Source organism: Streptomyces luteireticuli, from assembly GCF_041519305.1.
Taxonomy (GTDB): Bacteria; Actinomycetota; Actinomycetes; order Streptomycetales; family Streptomycetaceae; genus Streptomyces; species Streptomyces luteireticuli.
Genome location: NZ_CP167927.1, coordinates 6,162,283 through 6,186,635 on the forward strand (window position 1 = coordinate 6,162,283; position 24,353 = coordinate 6,186,635).

The following is a 24,353-nucleotide window of genomic DNA, read 5'->3' on the forward strand; positions in this document are numbered from 1 at the left end:
CCGCACTATCGCCCGCGCCGCCGGTTCATCCTTGCCGGCGGTCGTCGGCTCCGGTCCGCAGCGGACGGAGCCGGAAGCCGTTTCCATCGTTCCGAGAGGTTGTTCGTGTCGGCCAGCACATCCCGTACGCTCCCGCCGGAGATCGCCGAATCCGAGTCTCTGATGGCGCTCATCGAGCAGGGAAAGGCCGAGGGGCAGATCGCCGGCGACGACGTGCGTCGGGCCTTCGAGGCTGACCAGATTCCGCCAACCCAGTGGAAGAACGTCCTGCGCAGCCTCAACCAGGTCCTCGACGAGGAGGGTGTGACGCTGATGGTCAGCGCGGCAGAGGCGCCCAAGCGCACCCGCAAGAGCGTCGCAGCGAAGAGCCCGGCGAAGCGCACCGCCACCAAGGCCGTCTCCTCCAAGACGGTGACGTCCCGGCAGACGTCCACCGCGGCCGCCTCCTCCGCGGCCTCCGCGGCGGGCGGTTACGGGGACGAGGCGGGCGACGAGTCCGTGGCGCCCGTCAAGAAGGCCGCCGCCAAGAAGACGGCCGCGAAGAAGACGGTGGCCAAGAAGGCCACCGCCAAGAAGGCGACGGCCAAGAAGGCCACCGCCAAGAAGGACTCCGACGAGCTGCTCGAGGACGAGCTGGCCGAGGAGACCCCGCTCCCGGGCAAGGGTGACGAGGAGGAGGAGACCGGCGAGAGCAAGGGCTTCGTCCTGTCCGACGAGGACGAGGACGACGCTCCCGCGCAGCAGGTCGCGGTGGCCGGCGCCACCGCCGACCCCGTCAAGGACTACCTCAAGCAGATCGGCAAGGTCCCCCTCCTCAACGCCGAGCAGGAGGTGGAGCTCGCCAAGCGCATCGAGGCCGGTCTCTTCGCCGAGGACAAGCTGGCGAACGCCGACAAGCTCGCGCCCAAGCTCAAGCGCGAGCTGGAGATCATCGCCGAGGACGGGCGCCGCGCCAAGAACCACCTGCTGGAGGCCAACCTCCGTCTGGTCGTCTCCCTGGCCAAGCGCTACACCGGTCGCGGCATGCTCTTCCTGGACCTGATCCAGGAGGGCAACCTCGGTCTGATCCGCGCGGTCGAGAAGTTCGACTACACCAAGGGCTACAAGTTCTCCACGTACGCGACGTGGTGGATCCGTCAGGCGATCACCCGCGCGATGGCCGACCAGGCCCGCACCATCCGTATCCCGGTGCACATGGTCGAGGTCATCAACAAGCTCGCCCGTGTGCAGCGCCAGATGCTCCAGGACCTGGGCCGCGAGCCCACCCCGGAGGAGCTGGCCAAGGAGCTCGACATGACCCCGGAGAAGGTCATCGAGGTCCAGAAGTACGGCCGTGAGCCGATCTCCCTCCACACCCCCCTGGGTGAGGACGGCGACAGCGAGTTCGGTGACCTCATCGAGGACTCCGAGGCGGTCGTCCCGGCCGACGCGGTCAGCTTCACGCTCCTCCAGGAGCAGCTGCACTCCGTCCTGGACACCCTGAGCGAGCGCGAGGCGGGCGTGGTCTCCATGCGCTTCGGCCTCACCGACGGCCAGCCCAAGACCCTCGACGAGATCGGCAAGGTCTACGGCGTGACGCGCGAGCGCATCCGCCAGATCGAGTCGAAGACGATGTCCAAGCTGCGGCACCCGTCGCGCTCCCAGGTGCTGCGCGACTACCTGGACTGAGCAGCGGCACACGGCGACATGGCGGGGCCCGGTTCCCTCTTCGGAGGGGCCGGGCCCTGTCGCTTCCGGATGCGGGGGCGGCTTCCGGGGTTGACTCTGGGTGTGCAAGGGACTCCCTCGCGTCAGGAGGTCGTATGCGTGCCCTGCGCTGGTCGTCCGCCCTCGCGCTCGCCCTGCTGCTCGCGCTGCCGGGCTCGACGGCGGCCGACGGGCGGCCCGTGGCCGACGGGCGGGTGGTCGTCGGAGGGCAGCCGGTGAAGACCTCCGACGTGCCGTGGGTGGTGGCCCTGGCGAGCCGTGAGCGGTTCGGTCCGACGAGGTCCGGGCAGTTCTGCGGCGGAGTCGTGGTGGCGCCCAGGACCGTGGTCACCGCGGCTCACTGTCTCACCCGCGAAGTACTGGGCAGCGACCCCCGCGAGATCAAGGACCTGCGGGTGCTCGTGGGGCGCGACAATCTGCGCGGCGCCGAGGGCACCGAGGTGCCCGTCCAGGAGGCATGGGCCAACCCGGGCTTCAACGTGATGACGAACGCCGGGGACATCGGCGTCGTCACTCTGGCGCAGCCGCTCCCCGCCACCCATGTGATCGGGATGGCGCAACGGGGCGAGACGGTCTACGGGCCGAACACACCGGCCGTGGTCTACGGCTGGGGCGACACGGTCGGCAACGGTGCCTATTCCGAGACCCTGCACGGCTCGCCGGTGCTGGTCCTGGCGGACGAGCTGTGCGAGCAGGCCTATCCCGGAGGGCTGGAGGGCGCCTTCAACCGGGCGTCCATGCTCTGCGCCGGCTGGCCGGAGGGCGGCAGGGACGCCTGCCAGGGGGACAGCGGCGGACCGCTGGTGGCCGGCGGACGGCTGGTCGGGATCGTCTCGTGGGGGAGCGGCTGTGCCCAGCCGGGCCGTCCCGGGGTCTATACGCGCATCTCCGCCGTTTCCAAGATGGTCACGGCGCACAGTCCGGAGGCCCGTCCCACAAGCGGTCAGAGCCCGCCTCAGGCCGGTCGGCCGGCGGTGCCGTCGTGAGGGGCGCGGAAGCGGAGGAACCCACGGGAACGGGCGGCCTCCCCCGTGGGGGCCGCCCGTTCCCGTCCGGCCGTGGAGGGCCGGGGCACGCTCGTCGTGGATGCGATGTGTCGGCGTTCCGCCGGTGGAGCCGGGAGCTCGCGGGGCGGACTCAGCGGTCCTCGTCGGACGCGGAGGCCGGGACGGCCGTCAGTCGCTCCGTCTCGTCCTGTATCTCCGCGGCGATCTTCTTGAGCTCCGGCTCGAACTTGCGCCCGTGGTGGGCGCAGAACAGCAGTTCACCGCCGCTCAGGAGAACGACGCGCAGGTAGGCCTGAGCGCCGCACCGGTCGCAGCGATCAGCGGCCGTCAGCGGGCTCGCGGGGGTCAGAACAGTAGTCACGTCGCCTCTTCTCTAGCTCGACGAGCTGTCGTACCAGGGTCAACATCCAACCAGGCCGAAAACGTTCCCGCTCGTGGCTTTTCCTCGAAACTTCCTTCCGAGTGAGCCGGATCTTGACGTTTGGCGGCGAATGAGCCGTATTGCGTGGGTTTACGGTTTCACATCGCTGGGGGTTTCCGTCCTCCCGGCCGGCTTGCCGGGTTGTTCTTGAGGACGTGCCCGGAGCCTAAATGGTTCATGCCTCCAAGGGAACGTGATGTGCACGTCACCCCATTGAGTCATCGAACCCTAGTTCGATGCTCGACTAGCATGGCCATTGCCGCGGGTGGCGGCACAAAGGCTCTACTGGGCCTCGGTACCCTCTGAACGGCGACCGAGCCAGCCATTGCGCCCTCAGACGGGCCAGAGAGAAATTCAGCGAGGAGCGAACCGCGTGACCGCCGATACGTCCGTGCCGTCCACTGCATTGCTGACCGGGGCAGACCGGGACGGATCCAACTACACCGCGCGGCACCTGCTCGTCCTCGAGGGACTCGAGGCCGTTCGCAAGCGTCCGGGCATGTACATCGGCTCCACGGACAGCCGTGGCCTGATGCACTGCCTCTGGGAGATCATCGACAACTCGGTCGACGAGGCCCTCGGCGGGTACTGCGACCACATCGAGGTGATCCTCCACGACGACGGCTCCGTCGAGGTCCGCGACAACGGCCGGGGCATCCCGGTGGACGTCGAGCCCAAGACCGGGCTCTCCGGCGTCGAGGTCGTCATGACCAAGCTGCACGCCGGAGGAAAGTTCGGCGGCGGCTCGTACGCCGCCTCCGGCGGTCTGCACGGTGTGGGCGCCTCGGTCGTCAACGCGCTCTCCGCCCGGCTGGACGTGGAGGTGGACCGCAGCAGCAGGACCCACGCGATCAGCTTCCGGCGCGGGGTGCCCGGCATCTTCACGGAGTCCGGCCCCGACGCCCCCTTCGACCCGGCCAACGGGCTCCTCAAGGGCAAGAAGGTGCCCAAGACCCGTACGGGCACCCGGGTCCGCTACTGGGCGGACCGGCAGATCTTCCTCAAGGACGCCAAGCTCTCCCTGGAGACGCTGTACGGGCGTGCCCGGCAGACCGCCTTCCTGGTGCCGGGGCTGACGATCGTGGTCCGCGACGAGCGGGACCTCGACGGCACGGGCGTCAGCGAGGAGACCTTCCGCTACGACGGCGGCATCAGCGAGTTCTGCGAGTTCCTCGCGCAGGACAAGGGCGTCTGCGACGTGCTGCGGCTCAGCGGCCAGGGCACGTTCAAGGAGACCGTCCCGGTCCTCGACGACCGCGGGCACATGACGCCCACCGAGGTCACCCGGGAGCTCGGGGTGGACATCGCGCTGCGCTGGGGCACCGGCTACGACACCACGGTCAAGTCCTTCGTCAACATCATCGCCACCCCCAAGGGCGGCACCCACGTGACGGGCTTCGAGCGGGCGGTCACCAGGACCGTCAACGAGGTGCTGCGCTCGTCCAAGCTGCTGCGGGTCGCCGAGGACGACGTGGTCAAGGACGACGCCATGGAGGGGCTCACCGCGGTGGTGACCGTCCGCCTGGCGGAGCCCCAGTTCGAGGGGCAGACGAAGGAGGTCCTGGGCACCTCGGCCGCCTCCCGGATCGTGGCCAATGTGGTTGCCAAGGAGCTCAAGGCGTTCCTGACCTCGACCAAGCGCGACGCCAAGCAGCAGGCGCGGGCCGTGCTGGAGAAGGTCGTCGCGGCGGCCCGCACGCGCATCGCGGCCCGTCAGCACAAGGAGGCGCAGCGCCGCAAGACGGCACTGGAGTCCTCGTCGCTGCCGGCCAAGCTCGCCGACTGCCGCAGTGACGACGTGGACCGCAGCGAACTGTTCATCGTCGAGGGCGACTCGGCGCTGGGCACCGCCAAGCTGGCGCGCAACTCCGAGTTCCAGGCGCTCCTCCCGATCCGCGGCAAGATCCTCAACGTCCAGAAGTCGTCGGTCTCGGACATGCTCAAGAACGCCGAGTGCGGCGCGATCATCCAGGTGATAGGGGCGGGGTCGGGCCGGACCTTCGACATCGACGCCGCGCGCTACGGGAAGGTCATCTTCCTCGCCGATGCCGATGTGGACGGCGCGCACATCCGCTGTCTGCTGCTCACGCTCTTCCAGCGCTACATGAGACCGATGGTGGAGCAGGGGCGGGTGTTCTCGGCGGTCCCGCCGCTGCACCGCGTGGAGCTGATCCAGCCCAAGAAGGGCCAGGACAAGTACATCTACACCTACTCCGACAACGAGCTGCGGCAGACCCTGCTGGAGCTGGAGCGCAAGGGCGTCCGCTACAAGGACTCCATCCAGCGCTACAAGGGCCTCGGCGAGATGGACGCCGACCAGCTCGCGGAGACCACGATGGACCCGCGCCACCGCACCCTGCGGAGGATCAACATCAGCGACCTGGAGGCCGCCGAGCGCGCCTTCGACCTGCTGATGGGCAACGAGGTGGCGCCGCGCAAGGAGTTCATCACCAACTCCGCCGCCACCCTGGACCGCTCGCGCATCGACGCCTGAGCCTCCACCCCCGGGTGGAGAAGGGGCCCCGGGCCGGGGAGCGATCTCCACCCGGGGTCCACCCGTGCTCCGATCCGGGCCGTCGGCCGGGTCCGTAGCGTCGGATGTGTCGTTCCGCGGCGTCCTGGTTGTGGCAGGACCGCGTGCGACCGTCGTGTCCGCGCTCCACGGAGGCTTTCCATGTCCGGTCCGGTCAATGTGCTGGTGGTCGTCGCGCTGGTGGCGCTGGTGGTCGTCCGCCAGATGAAGCCCCAGAAGGTCGTCCCGGGCTCCCGGCGGTGGTGGGTCGTCCCGGCGGTGCTGGGCGTCGTCGCCCTCCGCGAGCCGGGGCTGGTGGACGCCGGACACCGGGCCATGTCCGTGGGCCTGTTGGCGGCCGGGACACTGCTCGGTATCGGAACGGGCGTGGCCTGGGCGTGGACCACCCGAATATGGACCGACGACACCGGGGCGGTCTGGGCCCGGGGGACGAAGGCCACGGGAGCCGTCTGGGCCGGGGGGATGGTGCTGCGCCTGGGGCTGATCGGGATCGGGGTGCTGCTCGGGGTCCATCAGGGCGCGGCGGGCGCCATGCTGACGGTCGCCGCCATGCTGTCGGCCCGCTCGGTGGTCCTCCTGCACCGGGCCGGGCGGCTGGTTCCGTCGTACGGTGTCGTTGCCGGTGGCTGAGTCCCGCGCGTCGGCGGAGGAGCGGTACGTGCCCATGGAGAACTGGACCGAGTGGCCGCCCCGGGAGGCGCTCTCCCGGGTCGGCGTCCCGCGCCGCCGCCGGGTGCTGACCTGGATCGTGCGGGTCGTCCTGGTCGGGGTCTTCCTCACGGGCATCGTGCGCGAGGAGGCGCTGCATGGATGGGGCTATGCGGGGCTCGGGGCCGGTCTGGCGATCTGTTCCGTCGCGGTCTGGCGCTGTTTCATCACCACGCTCCAGCAGCGCTTCTGGCCCTCGGTGGGCCTGTTGACGGTGCTGATCGCAACGGGAGGCGTCGCGGAGTGGGCGGGGAGTCATGTCGCCGCTTCCGGGCTCTGGTGCGTCGCCGCGGTCGTCGCGGTGGAGCGGCTTCCCCTCGGGCCGGGGCTCGGCGTCGCGGGGGTCGCCATGGGGGCGTACATCCTGGCAGGCCGGGAGGCGCTGCCGACCGCCGCCGGGGCGGTGGGAGCGGTGCTCCTCATCGGGTACTCGCTGCGGCTGGACGAGGAGGCCCGGGGGGCGGGATTCCGGTTGCTGGCCCAGGAGCGGGCGGCGCGGCAGGCGGAGGCGGAGTCCGCCGCGCTTGCCGAACGGGCCCGGATCGCACGGGAGATCCATGATGTCCTGGCGCACAGCCTCTCCGCCCAGCTGGTGCACCTGGAGGCGGCCCGGCTGCTCATCGAGAGCGGAGCGGAGCGGCAACTGGTCCTCGAACGGGTCACGGCGGCGCGGGGGATGGCCCGTGAGGGGTTGTCCGAGACGCGGCAGGCGCTGTCGGCGCTGCGGGGCGAGATGACGCAGCCGGAGGAGTTCCTCCGGGACATCGCGGCCTCGGAGGGGGCCCGGCTCGATGTGACCGGGCGGCCGCGCCGGTTGCCGGCGGAGGCCGGGCTCGCGGTGCGCCGGGTCGCGCAGGAGGCGCTCACCAATGTGCGCAAGCACGCTCCCGGTGCGTGGGTGGCGATGGAATTCTCCTATCTGGAGGGGGAGGTGGAGCTTTCGGTTCACGACGGGGGAGCGCGCGGGCAGAACGAGGGTCTGGCGGCCTCCGGTGCCGGGTACGGTCTGCTCGGCATGCGGGAGCGCGCCGAGCTGCTCGGCGGCACCTTGGAGGCGGGGCCGGATCGGGAGGGGTTCGTGGTGCGATTGAGGGTGCCCGCGTGATGGGGTGCGCGGGGCGAGGGGGCATGTGGCGGCGGAGGGTTCCGGTGGCGCTGCCGGGCTCCGCAGTGCGGAAAGCGGGAGCGGTGTGAGCGAGGAGAGCGGAGCGGGTCCGAGGGCTGCGCGGGTGCTGGTCGTGGATGACCAGACCGTGGTGCGCGAGGGCATCGTGATGCTGTTGGGGCTGCTGCCGGGTATCGAGGTGGTCGGGTCGGCGGCCGACGGGCTGGAGGCGGTGCGGCTCGTCGGCGAGCACGCACCGGACGTGGTGCTGATGGATCTGCGCATGCCGCGTTGCGACGGGGTCGAGGCCACCCGGCGCATCCGCGCCCGCTATCCGGCCACCCAGGTGGTCGTGCTCACCACCTTCGGCGACGACGACTCGCTCTTCCCCGCGCTCCAGGCCGGTGCGCGGGGCTATCTCACCAAGGACGCCGGAGGGGAGGAGATCGTCCGGGCCATCGAGGACGTCAGATCGGGGGAGGCGGGGCTGTCGCCGCGGATCCAACGGCGGCTGCTGGAGCGGCTGTCCGCGGCCGGGAGCCCCCCGGACGCAGGGGAGCCGTCCGCGCGGGAGGCGGCGGACGGGCGGCGGTCGTCCGGCGTGCTGCCCGACGGGCTGACGGCCCGTGAGGCGGAGGTGCTCACCCTGGTCGCCGAGGGGCTGTCGAACGCGGAGATCGCCCGTCGGCTCCATGTGAGCACGGCGACGGTGAAGACGCACATCAACAACCTCTTCGCCAAGACCGGGGTGCGGGACCGGGCCCAGGCCGTCCGCTACGCCTTCCACCACGGCATCGCCCGGCCTCCGGGCCCGTCCCGCTGAGCGGGCGGGTCACTGCTTCGACCTCACTGCTTCGCCCAGGCGTAACGGTGTTCCGGCCGGCCCGTCTCCCCGTACCGCAGGGTGAGACTGAGCCGCCCGGACTCCTCCAGGCGCTTGAGGTAGCGCTGGGCGGTGGAGCGGCTCAGCCCGGAGCGGGCGGCGACCTCATGGGCGGAGAGCGGCTGCGCGGCGTCGGAGAGCACCTGGCGGATCAGCTCCGCGGTCGGGGCGGAGTGGCCCTTGGGCAGGGGAGGGGTGGTGGCGGCCGTGCGCAGGGCGCCGAAGATCCGGTCGACCTGGTCCTGTTCCGCCTCCTCCGTCCCCTCCAGCGTCCGGCGCAGCTGGGCGTACGCCTCCAGCTTCACCCGCAGCCCAGGGAAGGAGAACGGTTTGACCAGGTACTGAAGGGCGCCGTAGCGCATGGCGGTGCGGACGGTCGCGACGTCGCGGGCCGCGGTGACCATGATGACGTCGGTCCCATGGCCGTGCTGACGGATGCGGTGGATCAGCGAGAGGCCCGTCTCGTCCGGCAGATAGTGGTCGAGCAGCAGCAGATCGACGGGCTCCCGGTCCAGCACGGCCATGGCCTGGGCCGCGTTGTGGACCGTGGCTCTCACCCGGAAGCCCGGAATCCGGCGTACATAGGCCGCGTTGATCTCTGCAACGCGGAAGTCGTCGTCCACGACGAGGACTTCGATCATCGGTTCGCTCCTTCGGGCAGGCGCAGCGCCTCCGGGAGTTCCACCGTGAACACCGCCCCGCCACCGCTTCGTTCGCCTACCCGGGCCGAGCCGCCGTACCGCTCGGCCAACCGGTGGACGAGTGAGAGGCCGAGGCCCCGGCGGCGGTGCGGGACGGGTTCCTTGGTGGTCCAGCCGTCGGTGAAGACCAGCTCCCTCGCCTCCGCCGGAACGCCCGGTCCGTTGTCCGAGACCCGCAGGACCACGGTGGACCCCGCCACCCGCAGATCGACCTCCACCCACGGTTCCACGGACGGCCGCTCCGCGCCCCGCATTCCGGCCAACCGGCCGCCGCCCGACGCCGCTTCCAGGGCGTTGTCCACCAGATTGCCCAGAACGGTGACCAGATCCCGCGGGTCCGCCACCTCGTCCGGCAGCCGGCTGGCCGGGCTCAGCCGCAGTGCCACACCGCGCTCCGCGGCGACCGTGCCCTTGCCCACCAGCAGTGCGCCCACCAGGGGATCGTGCACCTGCTCGGCCACGGCCGCGGCCGTCCGTGCCTCCGGGGTCTCCGTCAGGCCGGTCGCCTCGGTGAGGAAGGCCGCCGCCTCCTCGTAGCGGCCCAGTTCGAGCAGCCCGGCCAGGGTGTGCATCCGGTTGGCGTGCTCGTGGCCCTGGACCCGCAGCGCCTCGGTGAGACCGCGGGTCCCGTCCAGTTCACGCCCGAGGTGCTCGACCTCGGTCCGGTCGCGCAGGGTTGCCACCGCCCCGCCGTCCGCCGTGTCCCTGCGGTTGACGACCAGGACGCGGCCGTCCCGCACCGTCAGCAGGTCCGTCCCCGTGATCCGGCCCGCCAGGACATCGGCGGTCCGGCCGGGCGGCAGCACGGAGTCGAGCGGTTGCCCCGCTGCGTCCGGCCCGAGGCCCAGCAGCCGCTGCGCCGCGTCGTTGACCAGCCGGACGCGGTCGTTCCGGTCGAGGGCGACGACACCCTCCCCGATGCCGTGCAGCACCGCCTCGCGCTCCTCCAGCAGTGAGGGGATCTCGGCGAGTTCGATGCCACGGGTGCGGGTGCGCAGCCGCCATGAGACGGCGGCGGCGGCCACGGCCCCGACGGCCAGCGCCGCTCCTGCGTACAGCAGGACACCGGGCACGGAGCGCAGCAGCAGGGCATGGACGCCGGCGTAGGAGATGCCGACGGACACCGCGCCGACGACCCTTCCCCGGGCGTCGCGCAGCGGGACCTTGCCCCGGGCCGAACGCCCGAGGGTGCCTCTCTCGATGCCCGTCCATTCGCGTCCGGCCAGGGCGGGCCCCGGATCGGTGCTGACGCGCCGGCCGATCCGCGCGGGATCGGTGTGCGAGTAGCGGATCCCCCGGGCGTCGGTCACCACGATGTAACGCACCCCGGTGGCCCGGCGGATGCGCTCGGCGTCGGCCTGCACGGGACCGTCCGGCACCGGACGCGCGGCCAGCAGGTCGTGGACGATGCCGGGCTGGGCCGCGGTGGTCTGGGCGATGGCCAGCGCCCGGCGCGTCGCCTGTTCGTCCAGGCGGGAGCCGAGCGGGGCCAGGACGGAGCCCGCGGTGAGCAGGGTGACCCCGGTGACGGTCAGCAACTGCGCCGACAGGACCTGGGCGAAGATGCGGCGGGGCCACCACCGGGGGCGCATGCGGATCCTTTCCGTGTGGCACCGGCACCCCTGCCGGAGCGCGACGTTCCGAGGCCTTGCGGCACGACAGCCTTTGTTCCGCCACCTGTTCTAGCGTGAGAAGAACGAGTAGAACAGGGTTCGTGCGCTCAACCCGCACAGCGCTCACAAGGCTGCCCGCCCCTCACGGGCCGCTCCTACCCTCCGCACAACGCCCCGTACATGATCGCGGGGCCGGGCGGCAGCGGGGCGAGCGGAGGCGGACGGATGAACATCGGCGATCCACCGGGAGGCGCCCCGGTCATCGAACTGCGCGGCGCGACAAAGGTGTTCCGGACACCGTCGGGCACGGACCACACGGCGGTCCGCGACCTCGATCTCGTCGTGGGACAGGGCGAGTTCGTGGCCGTGGTGGGTCCGACCGGTTGTGGCAAGTCCACCACGCTGACCCTGGTCAGCGGGTTGGAGGAGCCCACCGAGGGCGAAGTGCTGGTCGGCGGGCGGCCCGTGGCCGGCATTCCCCCGCAGGTCGGCTTCGTCTTCCAGCAGGACGCGGTCTTCCCGTGGCGCACCGTCCTGTCCAACGTCACGGCCGGTCCGCGCTTCCGCGGCATGCCGAAGGCCGAGGCCCGCGGCCGGGCCCGGGACTGGCTGCGCCGGGTGGGTCTCGCGGCCTTCGAGGACCGCTATCCGCACCAGCTCTCCGGCGGCCAGCGCAAGCGGGTGGCGCTCGCCCAGACCTTTGTGAACGAGCCGGAGATCCTGCTCATGGACGAGCCCTTCTCGGCACTGGATGTACAGACCCGGGCGCTGATGTCGGACGAACTGCTGGACCTGTGGGGCGGTACGCGCACCGGCCCCGCCTCCCGGGCCTCCGTCGTCTTCGTCACCCACGACCTGGAGGAGGCCATCGCCCTGGCGGACAGGGTCGTGGTGATGACCGCCGGGCCGGCCACCGTCAAGGAAGTCTTCCCCGTTCCGCTGGCCCGGCCCCGCAAGGTCGAATCCGTCCGTCTGGAGCCCCGGTTCGTCGAGATCTACCGCGAGATCTGGGCGTCGCTCGGGGAAGAGGTCCGCATCACCCGGGAGAGGGGGGCCGGCCGTGCCGCCTGAGTCCGTGACCGTGCCGGTGGCGGCGGAGCGGCCCGCCGGGGAGCGCGGCGCCGCCCGGGCCCGGGCCGCCCGCAAGCGCCGGGTCCTGGTCCTGCTGACCCGGGTGCTGCTGCTCGCCGCCCTGCTGGCTCTCTGGGAGGCGCTGTCCCGGGCGAAGGCCATCGATCCCTTCAACTTCTCGATGCCGTCGGAGATCTGGGACCAGATCTGGCAGTGGACCGCACACGGCACACCGCAGGGTTCGCTCGGCGAGCAGATCTGGGTCACCCTCCAGGAGGCCCTTCTCGGCTGGGGGATCGGCGTGGCGTGCGGGGTGGTGCTCGGCATCGCGCTGGGCCGGGTGCCGTTCCTGGCCGATGTCCTCGGCCCGTTCATCAAGGTGCTCAACGCCCTGCCGCGGATCGTCCTGGCCCCGCTCTTCCTGATCTGGTTCGGGCTGGGGCCGGCCTCCAAGGTGGCCTCGGCGGTGGTGCTGGTGTTCTTCCCGGTGTTCTTCAACGCCTTCCAGGGCGCGCGCGAGGTGGACCGGAACCTGGTCGCCAACGCCCGCATCCTGGGGGCGAGTCACCGGCGCGTCACCCTCCAGGTGGTCGTCCCCTCCGCCACCTCGTGGATCTTCACCAGCCTGCACGTCAGCTTCGGCTTCGCCCTGATCGGCGCCATCGTCGGCGAGTACATCGGCGCCTCCCAGGGTGTCGGCCTGCTGGTCTCCGGCTCGCAGGGCACCTTCAACACCGCCGGTGTGTACGCGGCGATGGTGATCCTCGCCGTGGTCGCGCTCCTCGCGGAGGCGTTGCTGACCTTCGCGGAGAAACGGTTGTTCCGCTGGAAGCCGCAGAACCGGGACGGGGGGCGCTGACGTCTCGTCCGTCCGCGGCGACCTCGTACGCCCCACGACACCCCGTACGCCCCGTGATCCTCGTACTTCCCGGCGCTCCCGCCGGACGCACGTCCCCGAACCCGTGCACCATGACCCGAAGGACTCAAGGATGCGCACGTTCCGCACGTTCACCAGGCTCTCCGCGGCGGTGACCGCGGGGGTCCTGTGCCTCGCCCTCGCCGGGTGCGCCGACGAGGCGTCCGGCGGCCCGGGGCCGAAGAGCAGGGACGCCCTCAGCGGCGAGCAGGTGAAGATCATGGTCGGTGGCCTGGACAAGGTCATCTACCTGCCGGTGATCCTCGCCCAGATGCTCGGGCACTTCCACGACGAGGGCGTCTCGGTCAAGCTGCTGACCGAACCCGCCGGGGTGCAGGCCACCACCGCCCTGGTGTCCGGGGAGGTCCAGGGCGCGGTGGGCTTCTACGACCACACGCTCGACCTCCAGGCCAAGGGCAAGTCCGTCGAGTCCGTGGTCCAACTGGCCCGGACGCCGGGCGAGGTGGAGATCGTCTCCACGAAGGCCGCCTCCGGCATCACCTCGGCCAAGGACTTCAAGGGCAGGAAGCTCGGGGTCACCGGCCTCGGGTCGTCCACGGACTTCCTGACGAAGTACCTGGCGGTGAAGAACGGCGTGCGGGTCAGTGAGTTCACCCCGGTCGCGGTCGGCGCGGGCCAGACGTTCGTCGCCGCGCTCCAGCGGGGGTCCGTCGACGCCGGCATGACCACCGACCCCACCGTCGCCCAGATCCTCGCCAAGGGCGCGGGCAAGGTGCTGATCGACATGAGGACCCCGGAGGGATCCAGGGCCGCGCTCGGCGGGCTCTACCCCTCCTCCAGCCTCTACATGAACACCAGTTGGGTCGACGGGCACAAGGAGATCGTGCAGCGGCTCGCCAACGCCCTGGTGAAGACATTGAAGTGGATGGCCTCGCACAGGCCCGAGGAAATCGCCGCCAAGATGCCGGCCGACTACGCCAAGGGCGGCAAGGAGCTCTACACCAAGGCGATCGCCGGCACCCTGCCGATGTTCACCGAGGACGGGGTGATGCCGGAGGACGGGCCGAGGACGGTCCACGAGGTGCTCAAGTCCTTCAACCCCGAGCTCGGGCACGCCTCGGTGGACCTGAGCAGGACCTACACGACCGAGTTCGTGAAGAAGGCGGGCTGAGTCAGCCGGCCGGGGCGATGTGGACCACGTCCATCCGGCCCGGTGAGACCGGTGCCCGGCCACAGCTCTCCGGCCGGGCCGGAGTCGCGGCGCCCTGCTCGACGACGACCCGCCACGACCGGCCGTCGGTGTGGGTCACGGTCACCGTCCAGCGCGGCGCCGCCCCCGGGTTCCCGGAGGTGTCGGTCCCGGACACGTCCAGGGCGTCCGCGCCCTCCTCGCCGGTCAGCGCCCGGACCGCCAGCTCGGCGGCCTGGGCCGGACGCGCCCAGGCGGAGCGGCCGCGGCAGCCGGCGGTGACGATCCGGCCCTCGCGCGCCGCCTCCAGCGCCTCCTTGACCGCGGGGGCGGTGGCGCGGCCGTAGGAGTAGCCGTACGGCAGCACGAGGAGGGTCGGCGCGAAGCGGTGGCCGCCTATGTGGGTCACCTCCCAGACCTCGGTCCCGCCCGCGGCGGTCAGCTCGGCCGCCAGCGGCCGGCCCAGCAGGGCGCAGCAGCGGTCCCGCTTGCCGTTGGTGCACACCAGCGCGAGGGGTTCGCCCTCGTACGCCTCTCCCAGGCCGCCGTGGTCCCCGGCGCCGAGCGCCGCGAAGTCCAGGTCCAGGAGGAGCGCGGGGTCGGTGACCTCGGCCGTGCGGATCCAGGAGCGGCCGGGGGCGGTGTGGGCGGCGAAGATCCGCCGGGTGCCGGGCCGGTGGCAGTCCGCGTGCCGCCCCGGGCGGCGGATCAGGGCGATCCGTACGTCGGTGCCGGCGGTGGCCTCCTCCAGCGCCCGGCCCGTCGCGGGGTCGAGGTGGCTCATGGTGAGCGCCCGGTCGCCCCACGGTCCGGGCTGTTCGACGAGCAGCCAGGTGCGCGCGGTGGCGGCGGTGCCGGAGAGGGGTTCGGCCAGCAGTCGGGAGGCGGTCGCGCACGTGCTCACATAGGCGAGCCTAACCTGATTGGCGGAACGGTTCAGCTCGGAAGTCCGTTTCCGGTACGACCATATCCTGGTGCGGGCGGGGCCCCCGGGGCCCGACGGCTCCCGGGGCGGCCGGTGCGCTCCCGGCCCGACTTCCGGCCCTGCGGGGCCCCGACGGCGGAGGATTTTCCGCGTGACCAAGCGACAGATCCCGGTCATCGTGCTGGCGGGCTTCCTCGGGTCCGGCAAGACCACCCTGCTCAACCATCTGCTCGCGCACAGCGGGGGCAGCCGGGTCGGCGTCGTCGTCAACGACTTCGGCAGCATCGAGATCGACGCGATGAGCGTGGCCGGGCAGGTCGGGTCGTCCATGGTGTCGCTGGGCAACGGCTGTCTGTGCTGTGCCGTGGACACCAGCGATCTGGACGCGTTCCTCGACCGGCTGTCCCGGCCCGCGGCCCGCATCGACGTCATCGTCATCGAGGCGAGCGGGCTGGCCGAGCCGCAGGAGCTCGTCCGCATGATCCTCGCCAGCGACAACACGGAGATCATGTACGGCGGGCTGGTCGAGGTCGTCGACGCCGCGGAGTTCGGACGGACCCGGGTCCGGCATCCCGAGCTGGACCGGCACCTGGGCATCGCGGACCTGGTGGTCCTCAACAAGACGGACCGGATCGGTGAGGCGGAGCGGGCGGAACTCGCGGCGACGCTGGAGGAGCTGGCGCCGGGGACGCCTGTCGTCGCCGCCTCGTACGGGCGGGTGGACCCGGAGCTGCTCTTCGACCGCAGGCCGCGGGAGGAACGGCTGGAGGAGATCCGGCAGTTGTCGTTCGAGGACCTCGTCCACGACGGGGCCGGTGATGATCACGACCATGGGCACGAGGTGCATCTGCACGCCGCCTACGAGAGCGTCGAGTTCGTCTCCGACGAGCCGTTGCACCCGCGGTTGTTCATGGAGTTCCTCGACCGCAGGCCGGAAGGGCTCTACCGGATCAAGGGGTTCGTGTACTTCGGGGTGCCCGGGCACCGGCAGAAGTTCGCGCTCCACGCGGTGGGGGACTTTCTGCGGATGCACCGGACGGCGTGGGGGCGCTCGGAGCGGCGCACCACGCAGTTGGTGATGATCGGGAGCGGGGTCGACGGGGGCGCGTTGCGGGAGGGGCTGGAGGGGTGCCGGAGGGCCGGGGAGGGGGCGGGGGACGTGGACGAGCGGAGCATGTGGGGCGTGCTGCGGTATACGCAGGGCTGAGGTGGGGGTGAGCGCCCCGGCCCCACCCTTTCGCCGTTTCCCACAGGGGCTGCGCCCCTGCGCCACCCCGCGTGCGCGCTGCCGCGCGGGTGGGCGGGGCTTCGCCCCTGCACCCCACCGGGGGCTCCGCCCCCTGGACCCCCGGCCGGGGCCGCGGAGACCTGGTGCCGCGCGCCGGGTGCTGCTCCCGGGCTTCGGGCCTCCCCGAGTACCGCGCGGGTTGATCTGCTCGGACGCCCGTACACCCCGCTCCCCGCGGCCACGGGCCGGCTTCCGGGCCCCGCCCGAAAACCGGCCCGTTCGAGGGCCGTCGCCTACACCGGCCCCGCCAGCGACGCCACCGGCTTCGCCAGCGGTGTGCCCGAGCCGTCGCGGCGCGGGTCCGGGTCGGGGAGGGGGACGGGGGCGCCCGACGCGTTCGCGGCGCGGGCGGGGGAGGTGCCGGCCCAGGCCAGGACCAGGCAGTCCTCGCCCTTGAGGAAGCGCTGGCAGCGGACGCCGCCCGTGGCCCGGCCCTTGCGCGGGTACTGGTCGAACGGGGTCAGCTTCGCAGTGCCCTCCGACGCCGCGCCCGGGAGGCCTCCCTTGGCGCCCGCCACCGTGAACACCGCGGCGTCCTCCGCCGGATCGACGGCGGTGAACGAGATCACCTTCGCCCCGGAGGACAGCTTGATGCCCGCCATGCCACCGGCCGGCCGGCCCTGCGGCCGCACCTGCGAGGCCTGGTAGCGCAGCAGTTGCGCGTCGTCGGTGATGAAGACCAGGTCCTCCTCGCCGGTGCGGAGTTCGACCGCGCCGACGATCCGGTCGCCCTCCTTGAGGCCGATCACCTCCAGCTCGTCCTTGTTGGCCGGGTAGTCGGGGACCACGCGCTTGACGACGCCCTGCTCCGTGCCGATCGCCAGGCCCGGCGAGGACTCGTCGAGCGTGGTGAGGCAGACCACCCGCTCGTCGTCCTCCAGGGACAGGAACTCCGTCAGGGGGGCGCCGCCGGCCAGGTTCGGCGCGGACGCCGTCTCCGGGAGCTGCGGCAGGTCGATCACGCGCAGCCGCAGCAGGCGGCCGGCGGAGGTCACCGCGCCCACCTCGCCGAGGGCCGTCGCCGGGACGGCCGAGACGATCACGTCGTGCTTCACGCGCTGGGCCTCGCCCGCCTCCGGCGCGAAGGGCTCGCCGGTGGCCGTGCGGGCCAGCAGGCCGGTGGAGGAGAGCAGCACCCGGCAGGGGTCGTCGGCGACCTGGAGGGGGCCGGCCGAGGCGGGGGAGCCCGCCGACTCCAGCAGGACCGTGCGCCGGTCGGTGCCGAACTTCTTGGCCACGTCGGCCAGTTCGGCGGAGACGAGCTTGCGCAGCTCGGCGTCGGACTCCAGGATCCGGGTCAGTTCCTCGATCTCCGCGGTGAGCTTGTCGCGCTCCGACTCCAGCTCGATCCGGTCGAACTTCGTCAGCCGGCGCAGCGGGGTGTCGAGGATGTACTGGGTCTGCACGTCGGAGAGCGAGAACCGCGTCACGAGTGACGCCTTGGCCTCCGACGCGTTGTCGCTCGATCGAATGATCCTGATGACCTCGTCGATGTCAACGAGGGCCGTCAGAAGTCCCTCGACCAGGTGGAGCCGGTCGCGCCGCTTGCCGCGACGGAACTCGCTCCGCCGGCGCACCACCTCGAAGCGGTGGTCGACGTAGACCTCCAGCAGCTCCTTGAGGCCGAGCGTCAGTGGCTGGCCGTCCACCAGCGCGACGTTGTTGATGCCGAAGGACTCCTCCATCGGCGTCAGCTTGTAGAGCTGCTCCAGCACGGCCTCGGGGTTGAAGCCGTTCTTGATCTCGATGACCAGCCGCAGGCCGTGGGAGCGGTCGGTGAGGTCCTTCACATCGGCGATGCCCTGGAGCTTCTTCGAGCCGACCAGGTCCTTGATCTTGGAGATGACCTTCTCCGGGCCCACCGCGAACGGCAGCTCGGTGACCACCAGGCCCTTCCGGCGCGCGGTCACGTTCTCCACCGCGACGGTGGCGCGGATCTTGAAGGTGCCGCGGCCCGTCTCGTACGCGTCCCGGATGCCGCCGAGGCCCACGATCCGGCCGCCCGTGGGCAGGTCGGGGCCGGGGACGTACCTCATCAGGGTGTCGAGGTCGGCGTTCGGATGCCGGATCAGGTGCCGGGCGGCGGCGACGACCTCGCCCAGATTGTGCGGCGGCATGTTGGTCGCCATGCCGACCGCGATGCCCGTCGCGCCGTTGACCAGCAGGTTCGGATAGGCGGCCGGGAGGGCGACCGGCTCCTGCTCGCTGCCGTCGTAGTTGGGCGCGAAGTCGACCGTGTCCTCCTCGATGGAGGCGGTCATCAGCGCCGTCGTGGAGGCCATCCGGGCCTCGGTGTACCGCATGGCGGCCGGCGGGTCGTCGTTGCCGAGCGAGCCGAAGTTGCCGTGGCCGTCGACCAGCGGCACCCGCATCGAGAACGGCTGCGCCATGCGCACCAGGGCGTCGTAGATGGAGGCGTCGCCGTGCGGGTGGAGCTTGCCCATCACCTCGCCGACGACCCGGGCGCACTTCACATAGCCGCGCTCGGGCCGCAGGCCCATCTCGTTCATCTGGAAGAGGATGCGCCGCTGCACCGGCTTGAGGCCGTCGCGGGCGTCGGGCAGGGCCCGGGAGTAGATGACGGAGTAGGCGTATTCGAGGAAGGAGCCCTGCATCTCGTCGACGACGTCGATGTCGAGGATGCGCTCCTCGAACTCTTCCGGCGGCGGGGTCTTCGTGCTGCGGCGGGCCATCGCGGCTGCGGCTCCTTCGATCGGTTGCCGGGGGCGGGTACGACGCCGACCATTGTGGACCGCCCCACCGACAACCCCGACCGCGACCCGTCCACAAGAGGGCACCCGGCCGGGAACTTCGCGGGATGTCAGTGCGCTTGCATACAGTGACAGCACAGTTCATCCGCGAGCCGTCGCGGGCGCCGCACGGTTGCGGCGGCGCGCGACGAGGCGAGAAGCAAGCGATCGAAGGGACGTACATGCCCATGGGTCACACGGCCGCGCAGCGGGCCGGTACCGGCGGCCTGACAGCGACCGAGCACCGCCTGGCCAATGGCCTGAGGGTCGTGCTCTCCGAGGACCATCTGACCCCGGTCGCGGCCGTCTGCCTCTGGTACGACGTCGGCTCGCGGCACGAGGTCGAGGGCCGCACCGGCCTCGCCCACCTCTTCGAGCACCTGATGTTCCAGGGCTCGGCGCAGGTCACGGGGAACGGCCACTTCGAGCTGGTGCAGGGCGCCGGCGGTTCGCTCAACGGCACCACCAGCTTCGAGCGGACCAACTACTTCGAGACCATGCCCGCCCACCAGGTGGAGCTGGCGCTGTGGCTGGAAGCCGACCGGATGGGCTCGCTGCTCACCGCGCTCGACGACGAGTCCATGGAGAACCAGCGCGACGTCGTCAAGAACGAGCGCCGCCAGCGCTACGACAACGTGCCCTACGGCACCGCGTTCGAGCGGCTGACGGCGATGGCCTACCCCGAGGGCCACCCGTACCACCACACGCCCATCGGCTCCATGGCCGACCTGGACGCCACCTCCCTGGAGGACGCGCGGGAGTTCTTCCGCACGTACTACGCGCCGGGCAACGCCGTCCTCTCCGTCGTCGGCGACATCGACACCGAGCAGACGCTCGCCTGGATCGAGAAGTACTTCGGCTCCATCCCCGCCCACGACCGCAAGCAGCCCCCGCGCGACGGCAGCCTGCCGGACGTCATCGGCCGGCAGCTGCGCCAGGTCGTGCGCGAAGAGGTGCCCTCCCGGGCCCTGATGGCCGCCTACCGCCTGCCGCACGACGGCACCCGCGAGGCGGACGCCGCGGACCTGGCGCTGACCGTGCTCGGCGGCGGCGAGTCCTCCCGCCTGCACAACCGCCTGGTCCGGCACGACCGCAGCGCCGTCGCCGCCGGCTTCGGCCTGCTGCGCCTGGCGGGCGCCCCCTCGCTCGGCTGGCTGGACGTCAAGGCGTCGGCCGGTGCCGAGGTCTCCGCCATCGAGGCGGCGGTCGACGAGGAGCTGGCCCGCTTCGCCCTGGAGGGGCCCACCGCGCAGGAGATGGAGCGGGCCCAGGCCCAGCTGGAGCGCGAGTGGCTGGACCGGCTGGCCACGGTCAGCGGCCGTGCCGACGAACTGTGCCGCTTCGCCGTGCTCTTCGGCGACCCGCAGCTCGCCCTCACCGCCGTGCAGCGCGTCCTGGACATCACCCCGGAGGAGGTGCGGGCCGTCGCCAAGTCCCGCCTCCACCCGGACAACCGCGCGGTGCTGGTGTACGAACCGACCGGCCCGCAGGCGGACGCCGACGCACAGGCCGACGACAACGCACAGGAACAGGAGACGGCCCAGTGACCGACGCCGCAGTCGTGGGCGCCACCGACACCGCGGAGCCCGCCATGCACTTCCACCCGCAGCCCCGGCCCGGCACGGCCACGCCCTGGGACTTCCCGGCCCCCGGCCGCGAGGTGCTGCCCAACGGCCTGACGGTGCTGCGCTGCCACCGCCCCGGCCAGCAGGTCGTCGCCGTCGAGGTCAGCCTGGCCGCGCCGCTGGAGGCCGAGCCCGCCGGGCTCGACGGAGTGGCCACGATCATGGCCCGGGCGTTCTCCGAGGGCACCGACAAGCTCAGCGCCGAGGACTTCACCGCCGAGCTGGAGCGCTGCGGCGCCACCCTGGACGCGCACGCCGACCACCCGGGCGTCCGGCTGTCGCTGGAGGTTCCGGCCTCCCGGCTGCCCAAGGCCCTCGGCCTGCTCGCGGACGCCCTGCGCGCCCCCGCCTTCCCCGACAACGAGATCGAGCGCCTCGTCCTCAACCGCCTCGACGAGATCCCCCACGAGCTGGCCAACCCGGCCCGCCGGGCCGCCATGGCCCTGTCGGACGCGCTCTTCCCGGCCGACTCGCGGATGTCGCGGCCGCGCCAGGGCACCCAGGAGACGGTCGAGCGCATCGACGCCGCGTCCGTCCGCGCCTTCTACGAGGCCCACGTCCGCCCGGCCACCGCCACCGCCGTCGTCGTGGGCGACCTCACCGGGGTCGACCTCGACCAGGCCCTCGCCGACACCCTCGGCGCCTGGACGGGCTCCCCGGCCGAGCCCCGGCCCGTGCCGCCCGTCTCCGCCGACGACACCGGCCGCGTGATCATCGTGGACCGGCCGGGCGCCGTCCAGACGCAGCTCCTCATCGGCCGCACCGGCGCGGACCGGCACGAGCGCGTCTGGCCCGCCCAGGTGCTCGGCACCTACTGCCTGGGCGGCACCCTGACCTCCCGGCTCGACAAGGTGCTGCGCGAGGAGAAGGGCTACACCTACGGCGTCCGCGCCTTCGCCCAGGTCCTGCGCTCCACCCCGGACGGCAGGGGCACCGCGATGCTGGCCATCAGCGGCTCGGTGGACACCCCCAACACCGGCCCGGCGCTGGCGGATCTGTGGACCGTGCTGCGCACCCTCGCCGCCGAGGGCCTGACCGACACCGAGCGCGACGTCGCCGTGCAGAACCTCGTGGGCGTCGCCCCGCTGAAGTACGAGACGGCGGCGGCCGTCGCGGGCACCCTCGCCGACCAGGTCGAGCAGCACCTGGCCGACGACTTCCAGGCCCGGCTCTACGAACGCCTCGCGGAGACCGGCACGGTGGAGGCCACGGCGGCCGTCGTCGCCGCCTTCCCGGCCGACCGTCTGGTGACGGTCCTCGTCGGGGACGCTGCCGAGATCGCCGAGCCCGTCAAGGCGCTCGGGATCGGCGAAGTGACGGTCATCTCCGCCTGAGCGGGCCGATTTCGGCCCGACGGCGGCTCAGGGGCGGGCCAACGCCCCAGGCCATGGAGGCGCGTGGGTCCTGAGGGACCCACGCGCCTCCGATATGCCCGAATTGACAAGGTGGTTGCACGAGGGCTGTGTGGCGTGCGTCACGAAAACGCGGTTCCGTTTGCCGTTCGAATCTGACGCCGATTAGCTTCGGGACGGCAGTCCGTCAGATCGGAGCCGCAACCGCGGCCCCGGGCAGCCATCGCCGAGTCCCCGTACGGCGCGAGCCAGGGGAGCCGGGGAACCACCTGTTCCCTGGGGTGAATCGGATCCCTCTCCGGAGGGGGCCGTAGGAGACCTTCCTGCTCCGAACCCGTCAGCTAACCCGGTAGGCGACAGGGAAGGAAAGGAACAGCCGCAGCCATGGCGTTCACCCGTGCCACCGGGAAGCACCGTCGTCCGAGCCGCGCCGCCCGTGTCGGCGCCAACGTCGCCGGTATAGCCACCCTCACCGCCGCGGGCGTCGTCGCCGGCGTCGCCGCTCCGGCCTTCGCCGCCTCCCCCGCGGACGATGCCCAGCGCCACGAGGACACCGGCCTCACCCAGGCCGTCGTGCTCTCCGACCACGTCGCCGACAGCGTCGGCGAGCAGGCTCAGATGCAGCAGGGCTCCGCCGACCAGGCCGCCGCCCGCCACCAGGCCGAGGCCGAGGCCACGCAGCAGGCCGCCCTGGTCAAGAAGCGCGCGGACGAGGCGAAGCGCAAGGCCGAGGCCGAGCGTGCCGAGCAGGAGCGGGCCGCCCGCGAGGCGGAGCGCAAGCGCCTCAACGCGTTCGTGCTGCCGATCGCCGGCTCGTTCGTCTCCACCACCTACAAGGCCACCAGCGGCCTGTGGTCCTCCGGCAGCCACACCGGTGTGGACTTCCACGCCGCCGAGGGCACCACCGTGCAGGCCGTCGGCGCCGGCACCGTCGTCGAGGCCGGCTGGGGCGGCGCGTACGGCAACAACATCGTCATCCAGCACAACGACGGCACCTACACCCAGTACGGCCACCTGTCGTCCATATCCGTCGCCGTCGGCCAGGTCGTCACCCCCGGCCAGCAGATCGGCCTCTCCGGCTCCACCGGCAACGTCACCGGCCCGCACCTGCACTTCGAGGCCCGCACCGCGCCCACCTACGGTTCGGACATCGACCCGGTCGCGTACCTGCGCGCCCACGGCGTCGACCTGTAGGACACACCTGGACTTCCCGAAGGCCCCGGCTCCGGCCGGGGCCTTTCGGCATGGCCAAAACATTTCCCTGCCCTGCGGGCGGCTATCGGAATTCGCACGTGATTGCAATAGAGTCGATCGTCCCCGGGCATCCCTGAGCAGACGTCAACCGGATGCCGTCCGGCCGGTCCGGCGGGGCGATGCGGAGGGGTTCGTCGATGCGGGGACGTTCGTGAACGGCGACGGCGACGAGGCGGGGGACGCCCGCCGCGTCTCCGCCCAGGCCGTGTGCGCGGCCATCCGCGACGACATCGTCTCCGGCGCCTTCCCGCCCGGCAGCCGGCTCATCGAGGAGCTCCTCGCCCGCCGCTACGGCGTCTCCCGCGTACCCGTCCGCGAGGCCCTGCGCACCCTGGCCTCCGAGGGGTTCGTCACCACCCGCCGGCACGCCGGCGCCTGCGTCGCCGAGCCGACCGAGCAGGAGGCCGCCGATCTGCTCGACGTCCGCGCCCTGTTGGAACCGCTGGGCGCCGCCCGGGCCGCCCAGCGGCGCACCGACGCCCATCTGAAGGTGCTGCGGGGGCTGGTGAGGCTGGGCCGGGAGCGCGTCCGGTCCGGACGGACGGGCGAACTGTGCCCGCTGGGCGACTGGTTCGACGAGACGCTCGCCCAGGCGTCCGGCAGTCCGAGTCTCGCCGCCCTGCTCACCCAGGTCCGGCGGAAGATCTCCTGGGTGTACGAGGCCGAGCCGCCCGCCCGTCCGGCGGAGACCTGGGAGACGCACGCGGCGCTGGTGGACGCCGTCCTGCGGCGGGACGCCGAGCGGGCGCGGTCCATCGCGGCCGTACGGGCCCAGCGGCAGCCGGGGGAGTTCCGGCTGTGGCGCCCGGTCCCGCCGGCCGGGGTGCCGCGGGCGGCGGACGGGAAACGCGCCGTAAACACGGCGAGCGCCCGCATTTAACAACGCCGGGCTATTCCAGTACACGGAAGGAGTTCCGGCCGGGAATCGTGGCGGTTTCCGGGCGGGCTCCCGCCCGCCCGTGCGCCGGGCGGCGCACACGACGGGGCCGCGGCGGCCGGTGCGGGCCACCGCGGCCCCGCCGCGCGCCGGAGGATCAGACGGTCTCCGGGAGCTCCTCGAGGCCCTCGGCGACCAGCTTCGCCAGGCGGTCGAGCGCGGCCTCGGCGCCCTCGGACTCGCTGGCGAGGACGAGCTCCTCGCCACCCTGGGCGCCCAGGCCCAGCACGGCCAGCATGGACGCGGCGTTGACGGGGGTGCCACCGGCCTTGGCGACCGTCACGGGGACCCCGGCAGCCGTCGCCGCACGGACGAAGATCGACGCCGGGCGGGCGTGCAGACCCTCGGCCCAGCCGACGTTCACTCGGCGCTCAACCATGGTGTTGCCCTTCAAGTCGGAGAGGTTG

20 protein-coding genes and 1 riboswitch are annotated in these 24,353 nt (G+C 72.1%); of the genes, 14 read left to right on the forward strand and 6 right to left on the reverse strand.

Going from position 1 to position 24,353, the window contains the following annotated elements:
• The first annotated feature begins 99 nt into the window (after positions 1–99).
• Both AB8735_RS27760 and AB8735_RS27765 read left to right on the forward strand, forming a co-directional pair.
• On the forward strand, positions 100–1,668 hold the full coding sequence (locus AB8735_RS27760) for an RNA polymerase sigma factor (protein ID WP_344025364.1): 1,569 nt from the start codon (positions 100–102) through the stop codon (positions 1,666–1,668).
• Between the two features lie 134 nt (positions 1,669–1,802).
• On the forward strand, positions 1,803–2,693 hold the full coding sequence (locus AB8735_RS27765) for a serine protease (protein WP_344025362.1): 891 nt from the start codon (positions 1,803–1,805) through the stop codon (positions 2,691–2,693).
• A gap of 151 nt (positions 2,694–2,844) precedes the next feature.
• Here the strand turns inward: AB8735_RS27765 and AB8735_RS27770 are convergent, their stop codons facing one another.
• Positions 2,845–3,075, reverse strand: coding sequence for a hypothetical protein (locus tag AB8735_RS27770; protein WP_004949045.1), 231 nt, complete (start codon positions 3,073–3,075; stop codon positions 2,845–2,847).
• Between the two features lie 433 nt (positions 3,076–3,508).
• On the opposite strand from AB8735_RS27770, the gene AB8735_RS27775 reads away from it, so the two are divergent.
• The 4 genes from AB8735_RS27775 (at position 3,509) to AB8735_RS27790 (ending at position 8,304) form a co-directional block, all read left to right on the forward strand.
• Positions 3,509–5,629, forward strand: coding sequence for a DNA topoisomerase IV subunit B (locus AB8735_RS27775; RefSeq protein ID WP_344025359.1), 2,121 nt, complete (start codon positions 3,509–3,511; stop codon positions 5,627–5,629).
• Positions 5,630–5,809: 180 nt separating this feature from the next.
• On the forward strand, positions 5,810–6,298 hold the full coding sequence (locus tag AB8735_RS27780; protein WP_372410092.1) for a DUF1453 domain-containing protein: 489 nt from the start codon (positions 5,810–5,812) through the stop codon (positions 6,296–6,298).
• A gap of 34 nt (positions 6,299–6,332) precedes the next feature.
• Positions 6,333–7,481 carry a histidine kinase gene (locus AB8735_RS27785; protein WP_344025437.1) on the forward strand — a complete coding sequence of 383 codons (1,149 nt, stop codon included), beginning with the start codon at positions 6,333–6,335 and terminating at the stop codon, positions 7,479–7,481.
• Positions 7,482–7,566: 85 nt separating this feature from the next.
• Positions 7,567–8,304 carry a response regulator gene (locus tag AB8735_RS27790; protein WP_372410094.1) on the forward strand — a complete coding sequence of 246 codons (738 nt, stop codon included), beginning with the start codon at positions 7,567–7,569 and terminating at the stop codon, positions 8,302–8,304.
• A 23-nt stretch (positions 8,305–8,327) separates the two neighbouring features.
• Here the strand turns inward: AB8735_RS27790 and AB8735_RS27795 are convergent, their stop codons facing one another.
• The gene (locus AB8735_RS27795) at positions 8,328–9,005 is read right to left on the reverse strand and encodes a response regulator (RefSeq protein ID WP_344025352.1); all 678 of its coding nucleotides are present in this window, start codon (positions 9,003–9,005) and stop codon (positions 8,328–8,330) included.
• Positions 9,002–10,657, reverse strand: coding sequence for an ATP-binding protein (locus AB8735_RS27800; protein ID WP_372410097.1), 1,656 nt, complete (start codon positions 10,655–10,657; stop codon positions 9,002–9,004). Before AB8735_RS27800 ends, AB8735_RS27795 begins: the two co-directional genes overlap by 4 nt.
• 246 nt (positions 10,658–10,903) lie before the next feature.
• Here AB8735_RS27800 and AB8735_RS27805 point away from each other — a divergent pair, with 246 nt between their 5' ends.
• The 3 genes from AB8735_RS27805 to AB8735_RS27815 all read left to right on the forward strand — a co-directional run bounded on the left by AB8735_RS27805 (position 10,904) and on the right by AB8735_RS27815 (position 13,797).
• A complete protein-coding gene (locus tag AB8735_RS27805; protein ID WP_372411924.1) occupies positions 10,904–11,749 on the forward strand; it encodes an ABC transporter ATP-binding protein in 846 nt (281 codons plus the stop codon).
• Positions 11,739–12,608 (forward strand): ABC transporter permease, encoded by an 870-nt coding sequence (locus tag AB8735_RS27810; RefSeq protein ID WP_372410098.1) that lies wholly within the window; start codon positions 11,739–11,741, stop codon positions 12,606–12,608. The genes AB8735_RS27805 and AB8735_RS27810 overlap by 11 nt, the downstream gene beginning before the upstream one ends.
• 130 nt (positions 12,609–12,738) lie before the next feature.
• On the forward strand, positions 12,739–13,797 hold the full coding sequence (locus AB8735_RS27815; RefSeq protein WP_344025346.1) for an ABC transporter substrate-binding protein: 1,059 nt from the start codon (positions 12,739–12,741) through the stop codon (positions 13,795–13,797).
• A gap of 1 nt (position 13,798) precedes the next feature.
• Here the strand turns inward: AB8735_RS27815 and AB8735_RS27820 are convergent, their stop codons facing one another.
• Positions 13,799–14,719 carry a sucrase ferredoxin gene (locus tag AB8735_RS27820; RefSeq protein WP_372410100.1) on the reverse strand — a complete coding sequence of 307 codons (921 nt, stop codon included), beginning with the start codon at positions 14,717–14,719 and terminating at the stop codon, positions 13,799–13,801.
• Between the two features lie 172 nt (positions 14,720–14,891).
• Here AB8735_RS27820 and AB8735_RS27825 point away from each other — a divergent pair, with 172 nt between their 5' ends.
• Positions 14,892–15,947: a GTP-binding protein gene (locus AB8735_RS27825; protein ID WP_372410101.1), complete on the forward strand. Its 1,056-nt coding sequence runs from the start codon at positions 14,892–14,894 to the stop codon at positions 15,945–15,947.
• Positions 15,948–16,261: 314 nt separating this feature from the next.
• Here the strand turns inward: AB8735_RS27825 and AB8735_RS27830 are convergent, their stop codons facing one another.
• On the reverse strand, positions 16,262–18,721 hold the full coding sequence (locus AB8735_RS27830; RefSeq protein ID WP_372410103.1) for a DNA topoisomerase (ATP-hydrolyzing) subunit A: 2,460 nt from the start codon (positions 18,719–18,721) through the stop codon (positions 16,262–16,264).
• A gap of 245 nt (positions 18,722–18,966) precedes the next feature.
• Here AB8735_RS27830 and AB8735_RS27835 point away from each other — a divergent pair, with 245 nt between their 5' ends.
• From AB8735_RS27835 to AB8735_RS27850, 4 genes are all read left to right on the forward strand, one after another.
• Positions 18,967–20,325: a pitrilysin family protein gene (locus AB8735_RS27835; RefSeq protein WP_344025433.1), complete on the forward strand. Its 1,359-nt coding sequence runs from the start codon at positions 18,967–18,969 to the stop codon at positions 20,323–20,325.
• 44 nt (positions 20,326–20,369) lie between these two features.
• Complete coding sequence (locus AB8735_RS27840) at positions 20,370–21,737, forward strand: pitrilysin family protein (protein WP_344025431.1); 1,368 nt, start codon at positions 20,370–20,372, stop codon at positions 21,735–21,737.
• A gap of 232 nt (positions 21,738–21,969) precedes the next feature.
• Positions 21,970–22,126, forward strand: a riboswitch (cyclic di-AMP (ydaO/yuaA leader).
• A 13-nt stretch (positions 22,127–22,139) separates the two neighbouring features.
• Complete coding sequence (locus AB8735_RS27845; RefSeq protein ID WP_372410104.1) at positions 22,140–22,949, forward strand: M23 family metallopeptidase; 810 nt, start codon at positions 22,140–22,142, stop codon at positions 22,947–22,949.
• A gap of 211 nt (positions 22,950–23,160) precedes the next feature.
• Positions 23,161–23,889, forward strand: coding sequence for a GntR family transcriptional regulator (locus AB8735_RS27850; protein WP_372410106.1), 729 nt, complete (start codon positions 23,161–23,163; stop codon positions 23,887–23,889).
• 154 nt (positions 23,890–24,043) lie between these two features.
• Here AB8735_RS27850 and AB8735_RS27855 read toward each other — a convergent pair whose 3' ends face one another.
• Positions 24,044–24,325: an HPr family phosphocarrier protein gene (locus AB8735_RS27855; protein ID WP_199895737.1), complete on the reverse strand. Its 282-nt coding sequence runs from the start codon at positions 24,323–24,325 to the stop codon at positions 24,044–24,046.
• Between the last annotated feature and the right edge of the window lie 28 nt (positions 24,326–24,353).